The 26,988-nt window shown below is 39.9% G+C and carries 18 protein-coding genes; 5 read left to right on the top strand and 13 right to left on the bottom strand.

The genetic code is table 11. The annotated features are described in order from the left end of the window. Positions 1 to 23: 23 nt before the first annotated feature. The 4 genes from I6J02_RS04650 to panC all read right to left on the bottom strand — a co-directional run bounded on the left by I6J02_RS04650 (position 24) and on the right by panC (position 4,199). Complete coding sequence (locus I6J02_RS04650) at positions 24 to 2,360, bottom strand: TonB-dependent receptor (RefSeq protein ID WP_201681651.1); 2,337 nt, start codon at positions 2,358 to 2,360, stop codon at positions 24 to 26. Between the two features lie 128 nt (positions 2,361 to 2,488). Next, positions 2,489 to 2,794, bottom strand: coding sequence for a hypothetical protein (locus tag I6J02_RS04645; protein ID WP_201680656.1), 306 nt, complete (start codon positions 2,792 to 2,794; stop codon positions 2,489 to 2,491). 154 nt (positions 2,795 to 2,948) lie between these two features. Next, positions 2,949 to 3,299, bottom strand: coding sequence for an aspartate 1-decarboxylase (gene panD / locus I6J02_RS04640; RefSeq protein ID WP_201680655.1), 351 nt, complete (start codon positions 3,297 to 3,299; stop codon positions 2,949 to 2,951). Between the two features lie 57 nt (positions 3,300 to 3,356). Then, a complete protein-coding gene (gene panC, locus I6J02_RS04635; protein ID WP_201680654.1) occupies positions 3,357 to 4,199 on the bottom strand; it encodes a pantoate--beta-alanine ligase in 843 nt (280 codons plus the stop codon). Positions 4,200 to 4,347: 148 nt separating this feature from the next. Here panC and I6J02_RS04630 point away from each other — a divergent pair, with 148 nt between their 5' ends. Further along, positions 4,348 to 5,178, top strand: a complete 831-nt coding sequence (locus tag I6J02_RS04630; protein WP_003000679.1) for a glycogen/starch synthase — start codon at positions 4,348 to 4,350, stop codon at positions 5,176 to 5,178. 207 nt (positions 5,179 to 5,385) lie between these two features. Here the strand turns inward: I6J02_RS04630 and I6J02_RS04625 are convergent, their stop codons facing one another. The 7 genes from I6J02_RS04625 to I6J02_RS04595 form a co-directional block, all read right to left on the bottom strand. After that, entirely contained in the window at positions 5,386 to 6,519 is a 1,134-nt protein-coding gene (locus I6J02_RS04625) for a DUF1735 and LamG domain-containing protein (RefSeq protein WP_236582290.1), read from the bottom strand. A gap of 22 nt (positions 6,520 to 6,541) precedes the next feature. Further along, positions 6,542 to 7,663, bottom strand: coding sequence for a glycoside hydrolase family 18 (locus I6J02_RS04620; protein ID WP_236582289.1), 1,122 nt, complete (start codon positions 7,661 to 7,663; stop codon positions 6,542 to 6,544). A gap of 24 nt (positions 7,664 to 7,687) precedes the next feature. Continuing rightward, entirely contained in the window at positions 7,688 to 9,274 is a 1,587-nt protein-coding gene (locus I6J02_RS04615; RefSeq protein WP_201680652.1) for a SusD/RagB family nutrient-binding outer membrane lipoprotein, read from the bottom strand. 11 nt (positions 9,275 to 9,285) lie between these two features. Next, the gene (locus tag I6J02_RS04610; RefSeq protein ID WP_236582288.1) at positions 9,286 to 12,591 is read right to left on the bottom strand and encodes a SusC/RagA family TonB-linked outer membrane protein; all 3,306 of its coding nucleotides are present in this window, start codon (positions 12,589 to 12,591) and stop codon (positions 9,286 to 9,288) included. A 183-nt stretch (positions 12,592 to 12,774) separates the two neighbouring features. Further along, on the bottom strand, positions 12,775 to 13,950 hold the full coding sequence (locus tag I6J02_RS04605) for a FecR family protein (protein ID WP_201680650.1): 1,176 nt from the start codon (positions 13,948 to 13,950) through the stop codon (positions 12,775 to 12,777). An 84-nt stretch (positions 13,951 to 14,034) separates the two neighbouring features. Then, on the bottom strand, positions 14,035 to 14,652 hold the full coding sequence (locus I6J02_RS04600; RefSeq protein ID WP_201680649.1) for an RNA polymerase sigma factor: 618 nt from the start codon (positions 14,650 to 14,652) through the stop codon (positions 14,035 to 14,037). Between the two features lie 252 nt (positions 14,653 to 14,904). Further along, the gene (locus I6J02_RS04595; RefSeq protein ID WP_236582287.1) at positions 14,905 to 16,494 is read right to left on the bottom strand and encodes an SUMF1/EgtB/PvdO family nonheme iron enzyme; all 1,590 of its coding nucleotides are present in this window, start codon (positions 16,492 to 16,494) and stop codon (positions 14,905 to 14,907) included. A 209-nt stretch (positions 16,495 to 16,703) separates the two neighbouring features. On the opposite strand from I6J02_RS04595, the gene ispF reads away from it, so the two are divergent. Continuing rightward, positions 16,704 to 17,180: a 2-C-methyl-D-erythritol 2,4-cyclodiphosphate synthase gene (ispF, locus tag I6J02_RS04590; protein ID WP_201680647.1), complete on the top strand. Its 477-nt coding sequence runs from the start codon at positions 16,704 to 16,706 to the stop codon at positions 17,178 to 17,180. Between the two features lie 50 nt (positions 17,181 to 17,230). Here ispF and I6J02_RS04585 read toward each other — a convergent pair whose 3' ends face one another. Continuing rightward, on the bottom strand, positions 17,231 to 18,460 hold the full coding sequence (locus tag I6J02_RS04585) for a TCR/Tet family MFS transporter (RefSeq protein ID WP_201680646.1): 1,230 nt from the start codon (positions 18,458 to 18,460) through the stop codon (positions 17,231 to 17,233). Between the two features lie 357 nt (positions 18,461 to 18,817). Between I6J02_RS04585 and I6J02_RS04580 the strand changes: the two genes are divergently transcribed. The 3 genes from I6J02_RS04580 (at position 18,818) to uvrC (ending at position 26,010) form a co-directional block, all read left to right on the top strand. Continuing rightward, complete coding sequence (locus I6J02_RS04580) at positions 18,818 to 21,862, top strand: tetratricopeptide repeat protein (RefSeq protein WP_236582286.1); 3,045 nt, start codon at positions 18,818 to 18,820, stop codon at positions 21,860 to 21,862. A gap of 22 nt (positions 21,863 to 21,884) precedes the next feature. Beyond that, positions 21,885 to 24,128, top strand: coding sequence for a penicillin-binding protein 1A (locus I6J02_RS04575; RefSeq protein WP_201680644.1), 2,244 nt, complete (start codon positions 21,885 to 21,887; stop codon positions 24,126 to 24,128). Between the two features lie 70 nt (positions 24,129 to 24,198). Further along, the gene (uvrC, locus tag I6J02_RS04570) at positions 24,199 to 26,010 is read left to right on the top strand and encodes an excinuclease ABC subunit UvrC (RefSeq protein WP_201680643.1); all 1,812 of its coding nucleotides are present in this window, start codon (positions 24,199 to 24,201) and stop codon (positions 26,008 to 26,010) included. On the opposite strand, the gene era is transcribed toward uvrC, so the two are convergent. Then, positions 26,007 to 26,885, bottom strand: coding sequence for a GTPase Era (gene era, locus I6J02_RS04565; protein WP_201680642.1), 879 nt, complete (start codon positions 26,883 to 26,885; stop codon positions 26,007 to 26,009). The genes uvrC and era overlap by 4 nt on opposite strands. Between the last annotated feature and the right edge of the window lie 103 nt (positions 26,886 to 26,988).

Below are 26,988 nucleotides of genomic sequence, written 5' to 3'. Positions count from 1 at the left end.
GGGTAGTTTTGAAATTTACAGGCTTAATGAAAATGGCCTATTTTGACACCTATGGTAAAGGTACGGGGTCTTGAAGGACCATAAATATATTCAGAATCCCGTAGCGCTCCGCGATCAAAATCTTTTTGATAAGCATTAAATATATTTTGTACACCACCACTCAATTCCAGATTCAGATCTTTTTTCAAGGTGAAGGTATAGCCTAGTCTGAGATTAATTTCCATAAAGTCCGGGCTCTTGGTCATGATCATATATTCTCCGTCTATCAGATGTGGAATATCCATTTTTCCGGTATACACTCCGGTCAGGTCGACAGCAAATGCTTTTGAAGCTTTAATATTGGTATTGAGGTAGCCGTATACTCTCGGAGCACGCACAAAATCAGTGATGTAGATTTCAGATTGGTCATTCTGAAATAAAAGCTGAGACTTCTTGTAGCGTGATCGTTGAATGGTACCACCTGTCTGGATGGTCAGAAAAGGGGAAGGAGCAACGTTAATTTCAATATTGCTGCCATATACTTTCGCTCCTTCACCATTGATCATCTCTTCGATCAGTACACCATCTGTCTCACTGGAAAGCACATTGGTAAAGGGATTTTGTAAATCTGTATAGAAACCCTCCACCAGTAGATTCGCCTGAACGCTACCCAGAACCGGTGAATAATTCAGGGAAGCGGTATAAGCATTGGAGTATTCATTTTTGAGATTTTCCGATAGCAATACAAATACCTGTTGTCCGCCAATAGAAGTCACGTGCATATCTTCATTAAAAGCCTGAGGAGCGCGGAATCCACGTGCATAGCCTCCTCTGAATTGAAGATTGTCCATCAGATCATATAATATAGTAAGTCTGGGGCTGAATGTACCAAAGCTTACATCAGATTTGCGGTTAATATTTTTGAGCTGATAAGTTCCGTCTACGATACTGTAATCGTACCGGACACCAGCCAATGTTTTGAAACGGTCAGTAGGTTTCCATTCGTACTGAACATAAGAACCTATATTTTGTGTTTTCTGATCGATACGCCTGTTGTAGCCGGGAATATCATCTTTGGTTTCATTACTTTGATACTCGGCACCCACAGTGAAGACATCCCGTTCAAAATTATGCACATATTGCGTACCACCGACCATTGAAAGATCTGTTGTTTTTCCGTAAGCATTGGCTGCAATGAGACTGTCTGCAGCAGTCCTGTTGCCTCCCAGTCCGCCATAGAAACTATCCCGGTTGCTTTTTTGGGCTGAAAAATAGGCCGACCATTTACGTTTAAAATCTTTTGAATAATGGTCATAGGTAAGACCTCCGATAAAAGAATTTGTCTGCAGCTGTTCTGTGATATCAGTAAAGTGAGGAGCGATGTCAAGCTGATCTCCTCCTCTGCGGAATTCATGTAGTGTGCTGAAATCCAGGGTTATTTTGTTGAATTCAGAAGGTTTCAGAAAAGCTTTTGCACCAAATGTGGTATTTCTGAGTTTGGTCATTTCCGAGAAACCGTCCCCATTGGCATCAAAAGCCTGTCTGTTGCGGTTCATTCCGTAAAAAGTTACTCCCGACATCAGTTCATTATCTACAAATGAGGTATTAAAATCTATGGTATTGTCCCATTTTTTGCCATCAATAAGGGAGTTTATACTTTTAATCTGCCAGTCATTTTCCACAGGATCTTTAGTGATGATATTGATAGTTCCGGCAATCGCATTGGATCCGAATAAGGCCGATCCGCCACTTCTCACTACTTCAATACGGTCTATCATACTGGTCGGAATCTGATCCAGTCCGTAGACACTGTTTAATGCACTGAATACTGCACGGCTGTTAATAAGAATTTGCGAATAGGCACCTTCCATACCATTTAGTCTGACCTGAGAAAAACCACAGTTTTGGCAGTTGTTTTCCACACGTACGCCCGGTTGATAATTCAGGGTTTCAGACATCGCTACGGACTGCGTGGCGTTAAAGAGTTTTGGACTCAATACACTGACAATCACCGGAGCTTCTTTTCTGTTCATGCCATAACGGGAGGCGCTCACCACCACTTCATTCAGATTCAGATGATCTTCCTGTAAGGTCAGAATGAGCACAGAGTCTGTGGAAGAGGGAAGAATGTTCTTTTTAAGTGGCTGGTATCCAACTGCCCTGATCTGAAGAGTAAAGGCCTGGTTCGGAGGATTTGGTAGTGTAAACTGTCCGTTATCGTCAGATGCTGTACCGTGTTTGGATTTGTCTATCTGGATGGTCGCATGAGAAACAGGTGCACCCTGTGCATCCTGAATAACTCCTTTCAGTGCCTTTTGGGCATAAGTAATATCAATGGAGGCTAATAGTAATATACAAGCAGTAATGTAACGTAAATACATATAGATCAATAATGTTAAATGGTGTAATAGCATCAATGCGTAATGTTTGCAATAAAGAAACATCTGCATCAAAGCTTTTTCCTGCATTTGATGCGGGAAAAATAAATTAAAATAGGAAGTAAAAAGGATTACACCAGATAAGGAGGGCCTCGCAGAAAATTATGGTCTGTGACAGTCGAAACTTCATTTACGATCAGAGGTTTATATCCGCCGATCGTCACACTGCACAGAATCGCAGAGGTAAATACGATCATCTCCGAATCGATAAATGTGCCTTGATAGACTACATTTAAAAACTGGATTTCATCGTCAGATTCGTGTTGCTTTTGTTTGGATTTTTTTTTCGTGAAGTCGTAAGGGTGGATGTGTGTAACGATCTCGCCTGTGGAGGTGACTTCTTTGTGCATGAAAATCACACCGCTGATGATAATCATGCACATCCATACAGCTAGCAGGGAGGCGATTATACGACGATATGAACAGGTAAAATGCACGGTGATAAAGTTATAACATAAAAAACGTTATTGCAAATGCAATAACGTTGCAAAAATATAAAAAGTTTTTAATGTAACAGAATGGGTTACGTTATTATTTTATCAATTTATTATTATCATCCGGGAATACCAGGGTAGGAATATGTTTTTTGGCTTCTTCCATTTCCATTTGAGCGTATGAGATGATAATGACGATATCTCCTACCTGCACCAATCGTGCTGCTGCTCCATTCAGACAGATTGTTCCGGAACCTCTTTGACCGGGAATGACATATGTTTCCAGTCTTGCTCCGTTATTGTTGTTAACGATCTGTACTTTCTCGTTGGCAATAATATTTGCCGCATCCATTAAGTCTTCATCTATCGTGATACTACCGACATAGTTTAATTCGGCCTGAGTCACACGTACGCGATGAATTTTGGATTTCATTACCTCAATTATCATAATGCAAAGTTAGATTTTTAAATAAAAAAAACAGGTACGGGGTTATTTTTATGACAATTAATTCAAAATCATATTATCGATAAGTCGCACTCCTTCTACCCATGCTGTTACCAGAGCTACGTATTTTTTATCCGCTTCTATCGTATGGGCTTCATGCAGAGTCGTAGTCTCACATATAGCAAAATACTCTACTTTTACCCCTGGTGTCTGTTCAAGAAGTGTAACAGCTTCTTGCTTTAGCTGATCAGGGGACGTCTGTGTGAATTGATCACGTACATGACGTAGTGCTTTTGAGAGTGCCAGCGCAGTTTTCTTACCTGCATCTGAGAGCCGTGCATTTCTGGAACTCAAGGCCAGACCGTCTTTATCTCTTACAATCGGACAGATAGCGAGTTCTATAGGAAGATTTTTATCCTTTATCATCTTATTGATGACCATGACTTGCTGAAAATCCTTCTGGCCAAAGCAGGCAATATCTGGCTGTACCAGTGTAAAAAGCTTATACACAATCTGTGTCACCCCCTGAAAGTGTCCGGGACGGTGTTCTCCTTCCCATATGCTGTCTAAGTCACCCAGATCAATATGCCACTCTTCATTTGTACCGTACATCTCTTCTGTAGAAGGCATAAATAAGATGTCACAGTTTACAGACTCCAGCATCTGGATATCATGTTCAATAGGGCGGGGGTATTTCTCCAGATCTTTCGGATCGTTAAATTGAGTCGGATTGACAAAGATGCTGCATATCCGTATATCTGAAATGGGTTTGGCGTATTCGATCAAGGAAATATGTCCTGCATGAAGTGCGCCCATTGTCGGTATAAGTGCTATTTTTTGTTTAGCCTCGCGAACAGCAGACAAATAGTCCTGCAGCTCTTTTTTGGTTTTAAATATCTTCACTTTTTTAAAACTTTTTTGAGGGGCAAAAATGGGGAATTATTTTGTGATTCTAAAGCGATGATCTGTAGTGAATTGCGAAAGTCATAAATTATCTGTATCTTTGTAGACCGATTTTACTGTTCTATTAAAAATAACTAAATAACTGGAGATGGCTAAAACGAAGATATTGTTTGTAACCCACGAGATGTCGCCTTTCCTCGAATTAAGTAAAATTTCTGAAATTACACGCCAACTACCTCAAGCAATGCAAGAAAAGGGTTTTGAAATCAGAATCCTAATGCCTCGCTTTGGTAATATCAATGAGCGTAGAAATCGTCTTCATGAAGTGATTCGATTGTCAGGAATGAATATTGTGGTGGATAATAACGACAATCCATTGATTATCAAGGTGGCATCCTTGCCTGCAGCACGAATGCAGGTGTACTTTTTGGACAACGAAGATTATTTTCAGCGTAAAAAGGTTTTCAAAAATGAAAGCGGAGAATTTTTCGATGATAATAATGAACGCTCTGTCTTCTTCTGTAAAGGGGTTTTGGAAACGGTTAAAAAATTAGGATGGTCTCCTGATGTGGTACATTGCCACGGATGGTTCTCCGCACTGGTTCCGGCGTATCTGAAAACAACTTACAAAGATGATCCGGCATTCAAAGGTGCTAAAGTCATGTATTCTTTATACAATGAAGATGATTTTGGAAGTTCTTCTTTGCATGCAAAGTATGCGGAAATAGCTCCGGAAGGAAGTATGACAGCCGAAGATGCTGCAAATTACGGTAGCGGAAGCTATGTGGATGTCTACAAAGGTGCGTTGGCTTTTACAGATGTAGCGGTTATCGCTGATCAGGGTGTTTCGCAAGAGATTATTGATTTTGCAAAGAGCAGAGATATTCAGATCTTCGAACCTAACGGAGATGAAGATTATGAAGCTTTCAATGATCTGTTCGATCAGTTTGCTCCCGTAGAAGAGGAAACAACGGTTTAAATCAGGATTAATATCCGGTTTAATCACTTTTAAACGTATAATATAAATCTCTGTCAGTCAAACTGACAGAGATTTTTTTATGGAATTATCCCTGAAAATAAAAGGGCGCTTTATTAAAAGCGCCCGGATTATCAGAATGCAGGTGAATCTTTTAGTAGATTCTCTGCATTTTGATACTATATACTACTCATGAATCCAAAACAGTATTTAATTTTTAAAATCTACATTCGATATCCAGCTTCTTAGTATTCCTGCTCCTGCCACAGCATCATGACCGTTTCCTGTAATGTCTTTAAAAGTATTACCCGTTCCTTCATCCATAGGCCAATAACCAATTAAGTCCGGATTTTTGGCATTAATAGCAAAATACATGTTGTTTTTGATCTGAGTCTGCGTAATCGCTTTTTTCCATAACCGGACCTGACCCATCTGGCATCTGTCCCTGAAGTAGGTACTGCCACTCGCAATCATTTGTAAGGCATCAAATCTTACACTTCCGCCATTAGGTGCGGGGGGCTGAAACTTGACATCAAGCTCGCCATCACGGTATATAGTCAAGGTGTTGCCATCGTATACAAATGCCCAGTGGTACCATTTATTCGCTTCCAGATTTGATGCGGTCTGAATCTGTCCGCCCAGTGTTTTGATCTGCAGATAATTGTATGGTCTGTTGGCGTCTCCGAATCGGATGTAAATCTCATGATCACTACTTCCGGTATTGAATATGGCCTGGTTATTAATGCTGTAGGCAGACATTTTAGTCCAGCATTCCAGACTCCACTGGCTGGTACTGATGTTCCATTTGTCTGCCGGCAATGCATTGACCTGAGTGGCTCCTCCGGACATTTCGGGTACAGATACGCGTAATGGTTTCGCCAGCAGGTATATAAAGCGCGATTGTGAATTAGAGTTTGCAATATTGCCTTTCAATACATTTCCTAATTCCACTCCCAATGCATATCTGTTGCCATTTGTTTCAAAGTCTTCCACCCGTATAGTGTAAATAGCACTTATTTCTCCCGCAGGAATTACCACTTTTGCATTTGCCGGTAAGGAAAAGTTAGGCACAGGCAAATATTCAGAGCTGGTCTCTTTGTTGTAATTGTCTAACATAGAAGGAGTAAGTTTTAATTCTACTTCGACATCTTCAGCAACTTTTTTTGCAAGACGCACAAGTATGTTAATATCTGCACCATTATTCATGGTAATAGTCTCTGCTTTTTCGGAACTGTTAGCAGCACTGCTGATATAGATACTGTTATCTATAATCTGATATTCTGCATTTTTACAGGACAGAATCAGACAGCTAAAGCTTAATATGATATATTTTAAGGTTTTCATTTTTATGTATTTAGGTTAGATTTTATTTTGCGGCTTTTCGCTCATTGAATACCCTGTACAGATTGGTAATACCCTGTCTCAGGAAGTAATACTCCGGAGATCCGTCATAATCTCCCTTACCTTTTGGCATATAATCAAAACCTGAACGGTATAAACCACAGCCACCAATTTGTTGATTAAGACCGTCAGCTGTATATATAAATTGAGACATCGACAGAAAACCTCCTCCGGTATTGGCGTAGGACTCAAAATTTTCAGTAAGAAGTGTCCTTCTCACTACTTCATCCGCAGTTATTCTTCCGGCAGCTATATGTGCACTCATATCGTCGATCACCCCTTTTACTCTGGATGTCTGATTCGCTGCAGTAGTCGATCCATATGCCTGCAATACATAATAATCAAAATATTGAGATTCCCAGTCTTTATCCATTCTTCCTCTTATGCCTACTTCTCCATCAATTATAAGTAGCAGTCCGGGTTTAGCAGGTTTTCTGCCATCACGTTCAGTGCGCTGAGATCCTGGTCCAAACCAATATCCGAGTTCTTCTACAAAAATACGTCGCTGTACCCGGTTAGTCCACAGATAACTTCCCCCTATACCTCCGCCCTGAGGTTCATAATCCCAGTCAAATCCATCATACCCCGCTCTTATTACGGCATCATAAATAGCTTCACCATATTTTCGTATGGCAGGTCTTACAACTGCTTCATCCGAACTGTTGCCGATATTGTACACCTCCTCAGCAGGCATATCATCACCAATTTTTGCAGAAAACAGAGTAACAACTACTTTTGTACCTTTCACTTTTTGTACATACTCCATGTCAGCTTTTCGCTCCGGACTCAGATCAAACTTGGGATGTCCTCCCCAGTTGGATGCAATTGTAATGGAGTCTGGTAATCCCCGCAGACTATTTTCTCCTGTAGGTGCTACACCTGTCCAGTTATCAAACCAGACAAAAGTTTGCGGCAATCCTGGAGTTTTTTTCCATTCCCGAAGCGCAGCATAATATTCGTCCGTCTTGACTGTCGCATTCAGATCTGTTGAATTATTATTAATTGATTCGACCTCCGTCCATTCTTTACAGGATTGGAAGGTCAGGACATATAGTGTCGTTATCAGTATAATGTGTATATTTTTCATAATGTTGTTCATAAAGAATAGAGTTTAGTTTTTCTTTGCCCACCATAAATCTGTAGAAGCTACATCATCGCCGCCTAACAGCGATATGGCCTGCGTAACATTTGCCCCGTTGCTTCTGTATTGTGCCTGTGGATAAGGCAGACGTCTTGCCAGACGTCCGGATGTATTAACAACGTTGCCTATAAAACTGCTGGAGCTGAGGTTGTTTACTGCCGGGAAAAACTGTGGAAATCCGGTGCGTCTGTGATCTGCCCAGGCTTCCATACCATATGGAAAATTAGCCAGCCACTTTTGCGTAATAATTTTTTCCAGTTTGGAATTCTGTGTACCTGTGACATCATCCCAGTTTACAGTGATACGATTAGGAACAGAAATGTTGGAAGCACTCAGAAAAGGATTTGTATAGGCCTGAGGCACAGTTTTGCCTGCCAGATAAGTGCCAATTACGACAGCATGCTGGCTCATAGAAGTCTGGATGCCGCTCTCATAAAAACTTTTAGCCTGCGCATCTCCGCCAGCGATCCATCCTTTGAGTGCCGCTTCAGATTTCAGAAAAGCAATCTCCGACGCACAAAAAACTAAAATAGGTGTATTTGCAGCAAAGGCAGGCTTTGAGAAATTAGAAGCATTGCTATAGGTTGTCTTATTGATATTCTGGATACCTGTTCTGACGCCTCTGTATTGACCATTGGATATTGTTGTCATATATTTTGGCCTTCTGGGATCTTCAAAACCATTCATATAGGAAGATAATACGGCATTGATGGCGAGATCACCCCAGTTTGCAGATGCTTTGAAATAGGGATTATCATCTGTCGGAATCCAGGCATTATCCGCATTTGCTTCTATAGCTCCGGCTTGCATAGCCTGCAGGAACATACCTTTTGCGTAATCTGTATCCACAGAAGATATCCGCATAGCCATGCGCATTTTTAAGGAATTGGCAAATCTGATCCATTTTGAGAAATCTCCCCTGTAAATGACATCGTAAGTGGCCATAGGATTATCCTTCGAATTATTCGTCTCCTGAACAAAATTGTTTAACGTAGTGATGCTGCTGTTCAACTCATCAAACATCAGATGATAAATAGTTTTTACATCGTCAAAAGCCACATTATCATCGTTGGATTCTCCGATTTTGGAATAGGGGATAGGGCCATACATATCTACTACACGCAACATGGCTGCCACACGGATGATACTTGCCCAGGCATAGATATAGCCTTTACTTTCTGTTACTTTTTTAATCTTGATATAGTTGGAATTGAAGTCAACCATAATGTCTTTAAACGGGACTTCAACCCAATCCAGTGCCGGATTAAAGGTTCCGAAATTTGTTCCCTGCCAGTTATTTGTCGTGGCAAAGTACCCTCCGTACTGACCTCCGACCATCTGCTCTATATGCTGACTCTTATTTTCCTGCGCATAGTGCATGGTGGCAATAAGTGAAGGAAATAACGTTCCCAGTTTTTCTGAATTCGTCAGATCCTGTTCCGTCGGATTTGTAGGATGCGTATTGAGACTCTCAAAATTTTTCGTACAGGAGGAAGCAAAGATTATAACCGCTACTATACCTATACTATATATATATTGAAATGTTAGTTTTTTCATAATTTTTTGAATTAGAATTGTAGCTTAAGGTTAAAGCCTATATTTCTTAGGCTGGGTTGCATAAAGAAATCAACTCCGGTATAATAGGTGCTCGATGCTGATGGCACGGATTCCGGATCAAACGGAGCTCTATTATAGAGCAATGCCAGATTATTACCAACGATTCCGATAGTCGCATTTGCTATATTTCCCAGGAACCTTTTATTGATGGTATATTCTATGCTTAATTCCTGTAATCTCACATTGTCGGCTTTATAAACATACAGATCAGACTTACCTGTTCCTTCAGCTACCACATTCATGTAATCTTGTGCCGACACCTCATGTCCAAGTATATTAATATTGCCCTGACGGCGTAAGTTGGCGCTATATTCCGATACACCATATCTGTCCAGAATAGCTTGTGTATTGGAGACTACTAATCCACCGAAGCGACCGCTGAGTACGACATTCAAACGTAAATCCTTATAGGTAAAGGAGTTTTTCCAGCCCATATGGGACTTCGGTAACAGGGACCCTAATTTTCTGTAATCGTTGGTATTCAACGTTTCCATGGACGGTAGAAGCGTCGAAGGATTTAAGTAAATGTAACCGTTGTTATCCCGTTTGAAATCGGATGTAGAATAGATATCTCCCATAGATCCGCCTTCACGCAGACGCACTACAGGCGAACCGATACTTCCTAATGTCGCTTTGTCTACATAATTCTCCAGTGTAGGATTATCTCTTAATATATCTGCTCCGTAGAGACTTACAATCTTATTTTTATTGAAGGAAAAGGTCAGATTGCTGCTCCATGCAAATTTGTCCCAGGTATTCTGATAACCCAGTAATAACTCAATACCGCTATTACGAACATTTCCTGTTTGTATGATTCTGCCTGTATATTCCGTTCCGCTTTCGAGGATAGTATGCGTCTGGTTTTCCGTGTCAGAACTGTAATATGTAGCACTGAGGGATAGACTGTTTTTTAGAAACTTCATGTCCAGACCAAATTCGTAAGATGTCGTCAGTTCGGGTTTCAGGAAGAAATTGGGACGGATCTTAGCAAGAGCATATGTATTGGTCTGCGCATCATAGATATACTGCTCTGTAGTCAGATATGGGTCGTATGAATTACCAACTTTGGTATAAGAACCTCTGGCTTTAAGATAAGAAAACCAGTTCGGAAGAGTGAATGCTTCACTTAAGACTGTAGAAAGGCCCACGGACGGATAGAAAAACGAACGTTCAGGAGATTGTGACCAGGCTAATGCCGAATCCCAATCGTTTCTTCCGGTCAGTGTCAGGAATAGGAAGTTTTTATATCCGATCTCTGCATTTGCAAAAACAGACTGTGTCTGTCTTTTGAGTCCGTCCTGATCCGTCTTGAATGTACCTACAGCTCTGTTCATATTTTCTATGCTGAAATAGTTTATGATCTGCTGCAGATCGCCTTCAATGGTATAAGCATTCATTCGTTTATCTTTAATGGATGCTCCGGCGTTAATATTAATATTAAAAGGATCAAAATTCTTTGTATAGGTAGCAATCAGATCTGCATATAGCTGTCTCTCTTCGCGCGTGGTCAGATTATGTCTGCCTTTAGGACCTGCAAGTGCTCCCAAAGTGCTGGCATACCGGTTATCTGTACTTTGCAGATTCATATTATCCACATTGACACGACCGGTGATATTCAGGTCGTTGGAAAAGTTGTACTTCAGGGAAGAGGTCAGCATATATCTTTTGCGGTCCGCATTTCTGTTCATGCGGTACATCGTCCAATAAGGATTCTGGATAGATAATCCCTGATCTCCATAGATCCAGTATTGTTTGTTTACCTCTGTTACGGGGTCAAAGCGTTCGAATAGCTGAACATTTGAAAAGTCTTCATTTCTTGGAAACAGATATAGTGCCGGTAAAGGGTTGAAATATTGTCCCTGCGCTACCATATTGCTGTTGTTTTGGATGATATAGTTGACACTTGCATCCAATACCAGCTTATTATCAAGAAAAGTGGTGGTATTCCGGTAAAGAAAATTGTATCTGTTATATTTGTTATTAGGCATGATACCATGTGCATTATTTGCACCTGCGGAAAAGTAATTCTGGCTTTTTTCGTTACCGGTAGATAGTGCTACTACATTGTTGACATTTGATCCGGTATTGAAAAAATTTGATGGGTCATAGCGCATCTGTGTTTCTTCTCCCCAGCTCATAACGGATCCGGCTACATTACCATAGGTATTTTGGAATTTGGGCAATAACAACGGATCTGAGAAAGTGGTACTGTGACTCAGGGAAAGTGTGGTTTTGTCTGCGGACCCTTTTTTAGTCGTAATCAGTATAACCCCGTTAGCACCTTCAAATCCATATAATGCAGCGGCAGAGGGGCCGGTCATGACAGAAATGTTTTCGATATCGTCCGGATTTATATCCGCAATACTTTCTGTTCCCGGTTGGGCTGTCATTTGTCCGTCTCCGCCACTAGAAATAAAATTATTCATGGGAACTCCGTCTATTACATACAGCACATTATTGTTGAGTGAAATAGATTTGTTACCTCTCATGACTACTTTTACTGCTCCCCCGGGACCTGCAGAGCTGCTGTTGATCTGTGCTCCTGCAACCTTACCGACAAGAGAATTGACAAAGTTTGAGTTTTTTACAGTGGTCAGGTCTTCATTACCGACTTTCTGAACCTGGTAACTCAATGTCTTTTCGGAACGCTTAATTCCTAAGGCAGTAATAACGACCGTTTCGATCTCCTGTTCCTGAGCCATAAGTACTATTCGTATAGCCGAAGCGGATTTCGCTTCATGACGTTGGGTGTGATAGCCGATGTAGGTGATCGTCAATACATCTCCTGGTTTCCCTTCCAGATTAAATGCTCCGCTTTGATCTGTAGATGTACGTTTCTGATTTGTATTATTAAGAATGGAAACACCGGAAATAGCCTGCCCTAGTGAATCCACGATAACGCCTGATAGTCTTGCCTGAATCGTTACACTTGGTTTTATCGCCTCAGCTTCCGGAGTTTTGTCTTTCTTCTGACTGATGATAATATATTTCTGATGAATCTTGTAATCCAGAGGCTGGTTTTTAAGAAGGATCTGAAGGGCTTCCTTCACAGGCTTTCCGTTTAAAAATATATTAAGTTTTTTTGCATCCCTGAGTGCATTTTTCTCATAGACAAATGTGTATTCTGACTGCTTTTCTATGCGTTCAAACGCATCTTCAAGCCTCACATTCTTCAGGTTCAAAGAGATGTTTTGAGAATAGCCCCGACTAAAACTCAATGTCATAAATGACAATAATAACAATAAGGATAACTTCATAATCAGGAAGGCCTTAGTTTTAATACTATTTTGAAATAAATAAATATTACTTTTTTCAATATTGAAAAAAATCATAAATTAGATGAATTAGGTTTAAAATCTTGTTTACGCTCGATGGAAAAGCTAATTATTTTGCCGGTTTGTTGGCGGACAAACCGGTTTTTTTTATAGCTATGTGTGTGTTTATTTTTTTGTCTTCATAACTTTTAGTGTTTTAGTGTTTAAATCAAATTTTACTTCCTCGGTTAGTTCCAGCACTGTTATAAGTTCTTTTAAGCTGATATCTTTTGGTAATTTCATTACAAATTCAGCCTGGATCGGTTCAGAATAAACGACATTGACACCGTACCATCTGGCCACTTCAGCCATCAGTGCATTTAATGAAATTGATTTTTTAGTGAAATATCCGTCTTTCCAGGCCATGATCTGATCCAGATCAACATTGCTTTCAAGTTGCATCATATTATCTCCGTTATATTGCAATTGTTGTCCCGGAAGAACAGTTTTTTTAAGGTCTGACTTACTTACTGCCACAGAACCTTCTAATACTGTGGTGTAGATGGCCGACTGAGGTGTATAGGAGTTGATATTGAAGTGCGTACCCAGTACAGTGACTTGCATATCATTCACATCTACGATAAAGGGCTTGGATTTATCTTTCGCTACTTCAAAATAAGCTTCTCCTTTAAGTTGTACCTTTCTGCTGCCGGCAGTAAAGGAGGTTGGGAATTTCAGGGATGAAAGTGCATTCAGCCAGACACGGGTACCATCAGGCAACTGTATCTGATAAAATCCTCCTACAGGTGTTTCAATGGTATTAAATGTATTTCTGGATGTCGCAGCTGACCGGACACTGTATGTTACCTGACCATCATCGGATTTTGTTATTCGTATATTTCCCTCTTCAATAGCAGCCCCATCAGATAAAGAATCTAATATCACTTTGTTACCATCGGATAAGGTAAGTATGGCCTTGTTACCACCAGCTGGAATATCATAGGTAGTCGTGTCTGTGATAAGAGGTTGTTTCGTTTGATTTTGATAGAAAAAATAGATCCCTAATACAATCAGTATACTCGCTGCTATTGACAACGGTTTGATCCATCTTATTTTTCCGGATGTGTGTTCGGGAACAGGCTTTGTGGCAAGTATATATTGTAGGAGAGCATGCGGATCGATTTCAGACAGACTGTTATCAGCAACTTCAAATTCCTGATTGTAATGTAACAACAACAGTTCTTCAGCTTTCTCTCTGTTATTCTGTTGTGAAATCCAGTAGAATAGTTGCTGACGTTCTTTTTCTGACGCTGTTTTATCGTAATACTTACGAAATAAGTCCTGTATCTGATCGCCTGTCATTGGTTTATAATAAAAGATAAAACTGGTTATATGCTATAAAGACATATAACCTTAAAAAAGTGGTAATGAAAAAAAATATTTTTTTTAAAATCTTTGATATACCGCAGACAGGATGACGAGGAGGACTCCTCCTTCTTTACCTTTTAATTTTGTTTTTAAGGTCTGATTGGCCAGATACATATGCTTACGCACCGTTTCTACCGAAATATCGAGCATCCTGGCGATCTCCTCATATTTCATTTTTTTCAGTTTGCTCAGGCGGAATATTTTCTGTTGCTGGAGGGGAAGATTATTAATTTCCTGCTCAAGAAGCGTATAGTAAAGTTCCAGATCAGCCTTCTGTTCTTCTTCCTCTTGCGGAATCTGTTTAAAGGTTGCTGTTTCATCCAGAGATTCAAATAGTACACTTTTTCTGGATTTCTCATTCAGCAGATTGTAGACTCTGTTGCGGGTGATTATAAAGAGATAATCTTTAAAACTTGTAATAGTATGCAGATTTTCACGATCTGTCCATATTCTCAAAAATACTTCCTGTAATACATCTTCGGTCAGAGAAATATCCTCTAACAGTTTATAAACATAATTGCCAAAAGGCTTATAATAGTGCAGAAATAAGGTTTCAAAGCTTTTGTGGTCCCCATTACTAATAGCGACTAATAAAGTATGTTCGTTATGAAGACTGGTTATTTTCAAGTTTAACATAAATGTTACACCGTGCTAATATAGGATATAATAGGCGTTGTTTTTAGTAAGTGCACTACGAAAGTATGAAAAAGATATTTTATTTAACCTCTTGGAATAAATTTAATTGTTAGTACCAATTTAATCCTTTGTTTTTGGGAAGGGTTTTGATGCTTGTTTCTTTAGTGGAGGTGAGTATCAGCACTATATCGTAATTAAAAAAGGCTTCTATACAAACGTATAGAAGCCTTTTTTAATAGTTTTATAAATTCTTTATGGTCTTGAACTTGCTTTTGGGCGGCTGGATTTACCAGGCTTAGGAGCTTTGCCTGCTTTAACCCGTTGATTGGCTGCAGGGCCAAACACATTACCAACCATTGTCATTGCACATCTGAATCCAGTCATCGCATTCGACTGATCCTGTTGCATAAAACGTCTTGTAGCCGGATTTAACCAATACGCTCTGTCATTCCATGATCCGCCTTTGTATACACGGGAGTTATTATTGACAAGCGTTGTATTTCCATAAAGTTTAGGGTCGATTTCATCATCAAAACCACGTGCGTCATTGTTATAAGAAGAGATACCAGTGGTAGCTGAGCTGTCTCCGCTGTTTTTAGCAGCCTGTAATTCTGCCCAGGTTTGTTTTCTCGGTGCTTTTGCCGGTACTTTTACAGGACGTCCGTATTTATCTTTTGCAAGGATACGTTGTTCCGCATCATCGTATTTTTTGTCCGTAAATACATTTCCGCGGAAAGGATTAAAATCTTCAAAATCTTCGAAAGATAATTGTCTGTATACATCACCTACCCACTCATTGACATTACCAGCCATATTGTAAAGACCGAAATCGTTTGGTGCATAGCTTGTAACAGGTACGGTAATATCACCACCATCATTCAGATTGCCGGCTACACCCATGTTGTTACCTCCTGTGATCTTGAAGTTGGCAAGCATCTGTCCCTGATTTTTTCGTTTATCCGAGCGTACACCAAGTCCGTTCCAAGGGTATATTTTGCTTGTATTGATATTTCCTTCTTCGGTATTTCCGATCAGACCCAATGCTGCATATTCCCATTCTGCTTCTGTAGGCAGACGATAAGGTTGTTTCAAGATACCGTCTTCCATACGTACAGTACGTTTTGCTCCAGCTGCAGCACCCGGACGGGCATCGGCAGGCATATTCTGTCCGTCGTAACCTTCTCCCTTCAGCTGTCCGTTGAGGTACATATCCGTATTGAATTTTCCGCCTGCATTCTGATTTTGGGAGTTTTTCTCATAATCGACCAGTATACCGCCCTGACGTAAAATATTTTCATTCACACGGTCTGTTCTCCAGGTACAATAGTCATTTGCCTGATCCCAGGATACACCTACCACAGGATAGTCCTGAAATGCAGGATGTCTCAGATAAAGATTGACATATGGTTCATTATAGGAAAGCGGATTTCTCCAAACCAATGAGTCCGGCAGTGCATTGTAATACATTTCACCGTCTTCCGGAAAACTCTGTGCAATCCAGTGCAGATATTCAAGCCAGTCAGCATTAGATACTTCAGTCTCATCCATGTAGAAAGATGCAACTGTAACACGCCTTTTTAAATTGTCATGTGAGTAGGCAAGATCTTCATTCAGACTGCCTCCCATAACAAATGTACCACCCTCAATTGCCACTAATCCCGGGCCGGGAGATTCCTGTACCTTTCGGTTGATATGAAGCCCTCCGTTATATGGATCGTTGTACGCAACACCGGTCTTGGAAGAGACGTCTTTCTTACCCTTATTTGAACTGCAGGAAGAGATCAGAACTACTCCGGCCACGATAAATAAAAGTTTTGACAGACTAAAATTTGAAACGTTCATTATTAAGGTATATGTGTTCATATATATGTCTGTCAAAAGTAGTAAATATTTTTTTTAAAAGTTATAGACAAATAGATTGATTCGTAGCTTTTTAACTACCATAGGAGATTTTACACCTAAGATACTGTTTTCGTAGCAGTTGTTCTTTGTAATAAATATTCCTAAATAGGTTTCCTAATTCACAAAGCTTCTTGTATTTTCGTCAAGATATGAAAATGAAAGTTGGTTTTGGTTTCGATGTACACCAATTAAAAGAAGGGCACCCTTTTGTTATGGGAGGTGTCACATTAGAACATCATTCGGGAGCATTCGGACACTCTGATGCAGATGTATTGGTACATGCAATTTGTGATGCAATATTAGGTGCTGCAAATCTGGAAGATATAGGATATCATTTTCCTAATACAGACGACCGTTGGAAAGGTATATCCAGTCTGGTCTTACTGCAGCAATGTATTGCACTTATTAAGGAAAAGGGGTGGACACTGGGAAATATAGATGCAATGTTGTGTCTGGAAGCGCCCAAAATCAAACCTTATATTCCGGAAATGAAGCAAAAGATAGCTGAAGCTGCAGGAATAGATGAAGAAGATATTTCTATCAAAGCGACGACCAATGAGACGATGGGTTTTGTAGGCAGGCAGGAAGGTGTAGTAGCCTATGCTGTATGTCTGATTCAAAAATAAGGTATACGGATCTGTATCTTCACATACTAAGCCGGCAATGGATTTCTGTTTTAAGATTCTGTTGCCGGCTCTTCTTTTCTGTTAAAATAGAGAGCCGTAATGCTTACCGCTATTAACGAGAGTACAGAAGCCATTAGGAAGGGGGCGCCGGGAAAATAAACGTTATGTTTATGGTTGGTGAAAAATGCAAATATATTGCTCATCAATGGGGGGCCAAAGATAGCTGTAAGGCTGACAATACTGGTAATCCCGCCCTGAATCTGTCCCTGTTCATTATTGGGCGTATGATTGGATATAAAACTCTGCATTGCGGGTCCGGCGATACCTGCAAATACGAAAGGTACACTTGCCGCAAACAACATCCAGGGTTCATATGAAAAAGCCATAAGCGGAAAGGATATGACATACAGACTCAATCCGATGACAATACTTTTGGGAAGACCGAGTTTAGGAATAATAATCCGCAATAAACCAGCCTGTACGATCGCGAGAAGTACACCAATAAAACCCATAGATATACCTACCATACGCTCATTCCAGGCGTATCTTTCCATTGTATAGTATGACCAGGTACTCTGTACAGCATGTGCAGCAACATTGATCAGAAATATACAGATGATAAGAGGTTTGATCTGCGGATACTTGGCGATATATCGAAATGCACCCACAGGATTGGCATTTTTCCATTGAAAAGCTCTTCTGTTTTCGGGTTTTAAAGATTCCGGCACCATAAAGTATCCGTATACAAAATTTATAAAACTAATCGCTCCGGCAGCAAAGAAGGGAACTCTGGGGCCGTAATGTCCCAATAATCCGCCTAGTACAGGACCAATGATAAATCCGATACCGAATGCAGCACTCAGTAATCCAAAGTTCTGTGCTTTTTTATCAGGGGTGCTGATGTCTGCTGTATATGCCGCAGCTACAGTCATGCTTGCACCGGTAATCCCAGCTACAAAACGACCGATAAAAAGCCATAAAATAGATGTAGCAAATCCCATCAGCAGGTAATTGATGCAGAACCCCAAAAGCGATAACAGCAGAACAGGACGTCTCCCGAAACGGTCACTTAAATTTCCAAGTACGGAGGCAAATACAAATTGAGTAATAGCATAACTGAACATGAGCCAGCCACCATATTCTGACGCCTCACTCAATGTTCCTCCAGTCAGTTCTTTGATAAGTGTAGGTAATACCGGAATAATAATTCCAAGACCAATAACGTCAATGGCGACGGTAATGAATATAAAAAGAAGGCCTGATTTTTTTTGTTTCTGCATATGATTATCAGAATAAAGGTAGTATTTTTATTAGATTAACAAAATCAATTTTAATGTTCTACCTTAAGGGAAAAGGCTTGTAATCTTCTTACGGAATAATCAGTTATTATTCATAAAAGATCAGGAATAATAAACGGATATGACTTCTTTTACCGGATGTGGATAAGCGAGATTTGTATCCCTTGTTTCCTTAATATTTCTACTAAAAATTTAATTTTTAGATTTATCAAAAAGTAAAGAGCTTAAAGTGAGGAAATATTAATATTTTTGCTAAATATAGCATCCGTGTGTTTTCTGTAATTTAAAGTAACCATATTTTTAGGTAGCTAAATGATAATCAACAAAAAAAACTTCATTTTGAAATCCTACGTTCGACCAGTTTTTGCCGTGCTGCTGTGCAGTGTTTTCTTATATGCCTGTAAGTCCGGACAAAGAAGAAATAACCGGAATGGAAAAGATGTGGAAGAGCCTCAATATAATAAAGTTGAGAATTTTACCTCAAAATATAACATTCTGTATAATGCCAAACGTATGATGGCTGATGAACAGAAAGCTATCGCACGGCTCAAAAAGGAAAATTATCAGATTAATCTTACTGTTTTTGATGAACCTACAGCAGAGGGTGATCCGCATCAGTTAATGGACTCTTTGGTTCAGAAGGCCTACAAAATCATCAATTCAAAACAAGAAAGTAAGTATGTCAATGAAGCTTATCTGATCGTTGGCCGGGCAAACTACATGAAGGGATCGTATTATACCGCTACTGAATATTTTGAATATCTGAAAAAGAACTCAGCAAAACAGCCTGAATACAGACCGATTGCGTACGCATGGAAATCCAGGTCACTGCTTCAGATAGGGAAAGTAGAACAAGCGGTTGCTGCGGTGGATTCTGCCTTTATGTTTTTGGATGACAATGAATCTACCCGGTCTCTGGTCAATGCGGCCAAAGCTAATTTATTAGTCAGAACTAACAAATCTATAGAAGCAATCCCTTATCTGGAACTGGCTTCAGAATCTGCTAAAAGTAAGGTAGACCGTTTAAGATGGAAATTTCTATTAGCACAACTGTATAAACAGAAAGGTGAAAAAGAGAAGGCTTATCAGTATTTCTCTAAGATCGCACGAAGCAATGTCTCCTATGATATGGCTTTTGAGGCAGATCTACAGGCTGCTTTCTTACAGGGTGAAAAGGGAATGAAGTTTGAAGATCGTGTGAAACCATTGAAACGAATGTTGAGAGATGGTAAGAACGAAGATTATAAAGATCAGATTTATTATGAGATCGGTAATATGTACTATGCCGAAGGGAAAGAAGAAGAGGCTTTAGCGTATTACAAATTATCCTTACGCCAGCTTCACCCAAGTCAGTATCAGACAACGGAGACCTATCTGACCATGGCTGATCAGGCTTTTGACAAAAAACAATACCGGATAGCGCAAAACTATTACGATAGTGTGGCTACAGTGCTGCCAAATGACTACACCAATATAGATCAGTTAAGAAGAAAACTCATCTATATGAAAGATCTGACTCAGGTATATGAGGAAGTCGCCTGGCAGGATACGCTTCTCGGACTGGCAGCTCTGAATGATGCTGATCTGCAACAAAAGCTGGATGAATATGCATCGAAAAGTTTAAATGACAAACTGTTAGAACTGGAACTGCAAAAGAAGGACGCTAAAAAGGGAAAGAAAGGTGGAGAAAGTCAATTCAGAAGGACAAATCTGAACGACTATCAGGTGAATAAAGATTCCTATTCAGACGGTAAGTTCTATTTTAACAATCAGGATGCCATGCTGTTGGGTAATTCTGAATTTAAAAGACGCTGGGGCAGCCGTCCGCTTTCAGATAACTGGAGATATAGTCAGTCTTCGGCATTAGATCTGGCAAGCAGAACGCAGAAAGCAGAAGCAGATACAATAGTGTCGGAGCGTAAGAAAGATAAGAAAGAACCTGAATTTGACCGGGAAATCTGGGTGAATAATGTTAAAAACAGGTATGAAAAGGCTATCCCCAAAAATCAGGTAGCTTACGATTCCATACATCAGATTGTTCATGATGATCTGATCAAAATAGGTAATATTTACAGAGATTATACAAAAGATCCTACAGAAGCTATCAAAGCCTATGAAAATTTCCTCGATCGCTATCCGAATACTCCGGCGGCAGCAGAAGTGTACTTCTCCTTATACCGTATGTATGAAGGAATAGACAAAACGAAATCTTTGGCTTATAAAAATAAACTCATTACTTTATTCCCGAATACCATACATGCACATGTTGCACAGGATCCGTATTATCTGGATAAAGTAAAACGTGATAAGGAAACGCTTGATAAAGCGTACGCCCGGATCTTTGATCTGTATGCGAATGGAGACCATGTAGCTGTTATACAGCAGGTGGATCAGGAATTGCAGAATACAGAAGATAAACAAAGTATTGTAGCACAACTCCGTTATTTACAGTCCCTGGCTGTTGGTCGTGTAGGACGTGTGGATGACTTTGTGAAGTCTTTGTCAAAAATTGTAACAGACTTTCCGAATGACAGTCTGGTTACTCCTTTGGCAAAAGAGAATATTTCGTTTGTGAATAAGAATCCGGATATGTTCTATACACGTGTCAATGCCTTGCAGGACATAAAAAGCGATCGCATAGCTTTTGTGGATGAACCTTCCATGACCCAATGGCCTGCACTTTCTATTGATGGCGATTATCGTACGGGTGTCGCATTACCGACCAAAAAATTGCCGGAGAAAGAAAAACCTAAAGAAAAGGTTGTTGCCAAAGTAGAGGAGAAGAAGATTCCGGAAAAGAAAGAAGAACCTGTAGTAAAGGTGGAAGAGAAAAAACCTGTGGAAGAACCTAAGGCTGAGGAACCAAAACCGGAGGAAAAAGTGGCCGTCACAGAACTTAGTTCGGGAGAGGTAAAATCTAAGGTTGGAGTTAACGGAGAGATTAATACCAATGTGGAATTAAAGGGACTGGATGTTAAACCCGGACAGGCAAAGATTGATCTGGGACCAAATGATTACCGTGACAAACAATTGTTGCCGGATAAAGGCGTTTACTTTTATGTGATTAACGTGGAGAATGCAACAGTCAATCTGGCACCAAGCCGATATGGTATAGGTCAGTTTAACAGGACAAGATATAATCAGGCTCGTATAGAACATATTCTGAGAAATATCAATGGTGAAAATCAATTGATTTTCGTCGGTCCGTTCAATTCTTATGAGGAAGTAAAAGCCTATGAAACAAGAATTTCACCTTTGATTCCGGATATTATGAAGATACCTTTCGAAATTTATAATACTTTTGTAGCGACAAAAGAGACGATTGGCACGTTAACTGATGGTATTCAAATTAAAAATTATCAAAAAGTTTATTCGGAACAATAGGATCTGCTATTGAAATATTAGTATGAGAAGAGTATCAAAAAACAGTAAACTCACTGAAGAGGATATTAAGAAGTATACCCGCAATTTTTGGACAATTATTATTGCTTGTGTAGCTTTTGGATTTTTGTTTATCCTGAGTGTAAGGTTAGGTGTATTTGGAAAATTGCCTTCTTTTCAGGATTTGGAGAATCCCAAAAGTAATCTTGCTTCCGAGGTGTTGACCGAGGACAATAAAGTATTGGGGACATACTATGTTCAGAACAGGTCTAATGTAAAGTATAGTGAGTTGTCTCCTTTTCTTGTGCAGGCTTTGATCGCTACAGAAGATAAGCGCTTCTACAAACATGCCGGTATTGATTATTGGCGTACGATGACGGTTATCTTTCATACGATGACCGGAAACAAGCAGGGCGGTAGTACAATTACGCAGCAGCTGGCTCTGAATCTGTTTTCAGATGGCAGAGCAAAAAGCTTTTCCAAGCGTATTTTCCAGAAGTTTCAGGAATGGGTTACAGCAGTTCGGTTAGAGCGTAATTATACCAAAGAAGAAATCATTACGATGTATTTTAATACCGTGGATTTTGGTGCTTACAATACTTTTGGTATCAAATCAGCTGCACGTACTTACTTTAATACTACGCCGGACAAATTGACGGCTGAGCAGGCTGCATTACTGGTTGGTATGCTAAAGGGACCGGGAGTATATTCGCCGGTGAGATATCCGGAGAATGCTTTGGGACGTCGTAACGTTGTGCTGAATAATATGTACAATGAAAGTTTTATTACAAAGGCTGAAGAAACGGAGAGTGCAGCGAAGCCTCTTGGATTGCAGTTGAAGATTTCCAATTATGGGGAGGGACTTGCGCCATATTTCAGAGCTGTACTAAAAGAAGAGATCAAAAAAGAGTTCGCCCGTCTGTCTATTACCAAATCCGATGGTACACCTTATGACCTGGACAGGGATGGATTGAAAATATATTCGACGATTAACTATACCATGCAGCAATATGCCGAAGAGGCACAGAAAAGAGCCATGAAAGAGTTGCAAGGGGCTTTTGATCGTCAATGGAAAGGAAGAACACCTTTCTCAGGGAAGAATGCGCAATTGCTGATATCCGGTATGAAACGTTCGGATCGTTATCGTATGATGAAAGATCTGGGTGCTTCTGAAGAAGAAATTAAAAAAGCATTCAATACTAAGGTTCCTATGAATGTATTTACCTGGAGAGGAAGTGTAGATACAGTTATGACACCTATGGATTCTATTAAGTATAACAAGTTGTTTCTCCGGAATGCAATGATGTCTATGGAGCCCCAGACAGGTCACATAAAAGCATGGGTAGGTGGAATTAACTTTGAACACTTTAAATATGATCAGGTTAAGTTAGGTACCCGTCAGGTAGGTTCCACTGCAAAACCGTTTACCTATGCAGTCGCTGTGGATAATGGCTATTCACCATGCTACAGTGTTCCGAATTTTCAACAGACGTATGGCAACTGGACGCCAAGAGGAACAGTTCAGGGTGGCAATCCCATTACACTTAAGAAAGCACTGGCTTATTCGCAGAACTATGCTACGGCATATCTGATCAATGAAGTAGGGGCAAGTGCTGTAGCGAATCTGACTCAGAAAATGGGAATTACCTCCAAAGTTCCTTCCTATCCTTCTATTGCACTGGGAGCTTATGAAGCCTCTGTATTTGATATGGTAGGTGCATATTCCGCATTTGTAAATAGTGGTACATGGGTAGAACCGACTATGATCATGCGTATAGAAGATAAGAGTGGGACAACGATATATGAAAAGGCTCCTAAAGTTGTTAAAGCGCTGAACAGCGAAACGGCATATATTATGGTGGATATGTTAAAAGGAGTTGTAGACGGCGGTACCGCTACCCGTATCAAATGGTTCTATAAACTTAACTATCCGATAGGAGGTAAAACAGGTACTACGAATGATAACTCAGATGCCTGGTTTATCGGAGTCACTCCTCAATTAGTGACCGGGGTATGGACAGGAGCAGAAGACAGAGGTATCAGTTTCTACAGTACCAATGAAGGTCAGGGTGCGCGTGCTGCTATGCCTGTATTTGCTTACTATATGCAAAAAGTCTACGGAGACAGTAAACTGAAATATACGAAAGAAGATTTTCCGTTGCCAGCAGGAGGACTGACCCGTGAACTGGATTGCGGTAAATATGCTCCGTTTAATGGTACCGGACCTGCTACAGATGAAAATCTGGATGATGATCGGTTAGGTTTTTAATTATTTAAAATAAGATACGATGCCAACTGTCAGATTTTTCCGAAATTTGATAGTTGGCATATTTTTTTGAATGAGCTCATTTGACTATAAAGAAGAATTAAAGCGTATTCCGCATAAACCGGGCGTTTATCAATATTTTGATAAGCAGGATGAGCTTATCTATATCGGTAAAGCAAAAGATCTACGTAATCGAGTCGGATCTTACTTTGTCAATGATAATCAGCTGAGTGGTAAAACGCGGGTACTTGTACGAAAAATTAATCGTATTGCTTTTACTATTGTAGATACAGAGATCGATGCCTGGCTATTGGAGAATAATCTGATAAAAAAGCATAAGCCTAAGTATAATGTGATGCTCAAGGATGACAAGACTTATCCCTGGATTGTCATCAAACAGGAGCGTTTTCCCAGAGTTTTCTGGACAAGGAAATATATCAAAGATGGTTCACGTTATTTTGGACCGTATGCCTCAGTAGGGATGATGCACACAGTCCTTGATGTGATCAGAGAATTGTTTCCGTTACGCACCTGCAACCTATCCCTCACGAACGATAATATTCGTGCTGGTAAATTCAAAGTCTGTCTGGAATATCAGATCGGCAACTGTAAAGGCCCATGTGAAGGTTACCAGTCGGAAGAGGATTATGATCAGAATCTGGATGATATCAAAGATATTCTGAACGGTAAGATTGCCGTGGTCACGAATCGTCTTAAACAACAGATCGATACAGCGGTTGGTGCGCTCAACTTTGAACTGGCTCATGCGCTCAAGTCCAAACTGGATAAGCTGGATTATTACCAAAGTAAATCTACGGTCGTCAATTCTTCTATTACAAATGTGGATGTGTTCAGTATTGCTTCGGATCAGAATTATGCATTTGTCAACTTTCTGAAAGTAATGAACGGCGTGATTATCCAGACGCAGACCTTAGAAATGAAGCGTCGTCTGGATGAAACCGACGTCGAACTGCTGTCGCTGGCAATTCCGGAAATTAGAAATCGTTTTAAGAGCGCCTCCAGAGAGATTATCGTGCCTTTTGACATGGATATCGAAGGAGATGATAATATTAAGTTTACGGTGCCCAAATTAGGTGAAAAACGCAAATTGCTAGACTTATCACTCAAGAATGTAGCTTATTTCAAAAAAGAACGCTTACTGCATTATGAAAGATTAAATCCGGATCTCAAAACAGAGCGTATTCTGACTCAGATGCAAAAGGATCTTCGTATGAATGTTCTTCCTCAGCATATCGAATGTTTTGATAACTCCAATATACAGGGAAATTTTCCCGTGTCCGCAATTGTTGTATTTAAGGATGCGAAGCCTTCCAAGAAAGACTACAGACATTTTAATGTGAAGACTGTCGTAGGCCCAAATGATTTCGCAACAATGGAGGAGGCCGTTTTCAGACGGTACAGAAGATTATTGGATGAAGATCAGCCATTGCCACAGTTGATTATTATTGATGGTGGTAAAGGACAGTTAGGCGCAGCATTGAAAAGCCTGAGGCTTTTGGGGATTGATAAACAGGTGACAGTTATTGGTATAGCCAAACGACTGGAAGAGTTATATTATCCAGGGGATCAGTATCCGCTTTATTTGGATAAAAAATCAGAAACACTCAAAATTATTCAACATTTGCGAGACGAAGCGCATCGCTTTGGGATTACTTTTCACCGGAATCAGAGAAGCAGGAAAACGTTTGTCTCCGAACTGGAAAATATTCCGGGAGTAGGTAAGACTTCTGTGGACAAGTTGCTGAAAACATTTAAATCGGTCAAAAAAATCAAAGAGTCCAGTGATGAGGAACTAAAAAAAGTGCTTAACCTGAAACAGGTAAAAGCACTTCGTGAATATTTTCAGGATGATACAACTAATTAGTCGTCATATCCGAATCTTTTCAGGTAATTTTTCTTACTTCTCCAATCCGGGATCACTTTAACAAAGATTTCCAGGAAGACCTTGCCTCCGATAAATTCTTCTATGTCCTGACGAGCATATGTACCTACTTTTTTGATCATTTCTCCGGCTTTTCCGATCAGGATATTCTTCTGAGAATCTCGTTCCACAATGATTTCGGCCGCAATTCTGGTGATTTTTGCTTCTTCTTTATAGGAAGTGATTATGACCTCCGTACTGTAAGGAATCTCCTTGTCATATAGTTTGAATACTTTTTCACGAATCATCTCTGAAACGAAAAAACGCATAGATTTGTCTGTCAGCTCATCCTTTTCATAGTATGGAGCATGTTCCGGAAGTTTTTCTTTGATATATTCCATAATAGCGACTACATTGTGTTGGTGCAGCGCTGAAATAGCGAATATTGTGTCCGGATTTAATTTTTCTTTCCAGAACTCGATTTTTGCTTTTACATCTTCCTCTGTAGATTTATCTATTTTGTTAATCAGAACAGCAACAGGTGAAGAAGTTTTTCTTAATTTTTCGATGACATCATTTTCATCATATTTTTCGTTGATGTCCGTAACAAAAAGAATAATATCCGCATCAATTAATGATCCCTGAACAAAATTCATCATAGATTCCTGTAAGGAATAGTTGGGTTTGATGACTCCGGGAGTGTCCGAAAAGACAATTTGATGGTTTTCATCGTTGACAATACCAATTATCCGGTGTCTTGTTGTTTGAGCTTTTGGTGTGATGATTGACATCTTTTCACCTACTAAAGCGTTCATTAGCGTAGACTTACCTGCGTTGGGCTTACCAATGATACTTACGAAACCTGCTTTGTGCGACATTTTTTTTAAATTATATTAGGAATACAAAGAAACAAAATATATCTTTGTACTCCAATTAGAAAAGGACGTTATATTGGTTTCTGAATATAAGAACCCAATTTTG

Origin of the sequence: Sphingobacterium spiritivorum (assembly GCF_016725325.1) — a bacterium.
Classification (GTDB): Bacteria; Bacteroidota; Bacteroidia; order Sphingobacteriales; family Sphingobacteriaceae; genus Sphingobacterium.
Note: the sequence above shows the minus strand (reverse complement) of the source record. Positions and strands in the feature narration are given on the sequence as shown.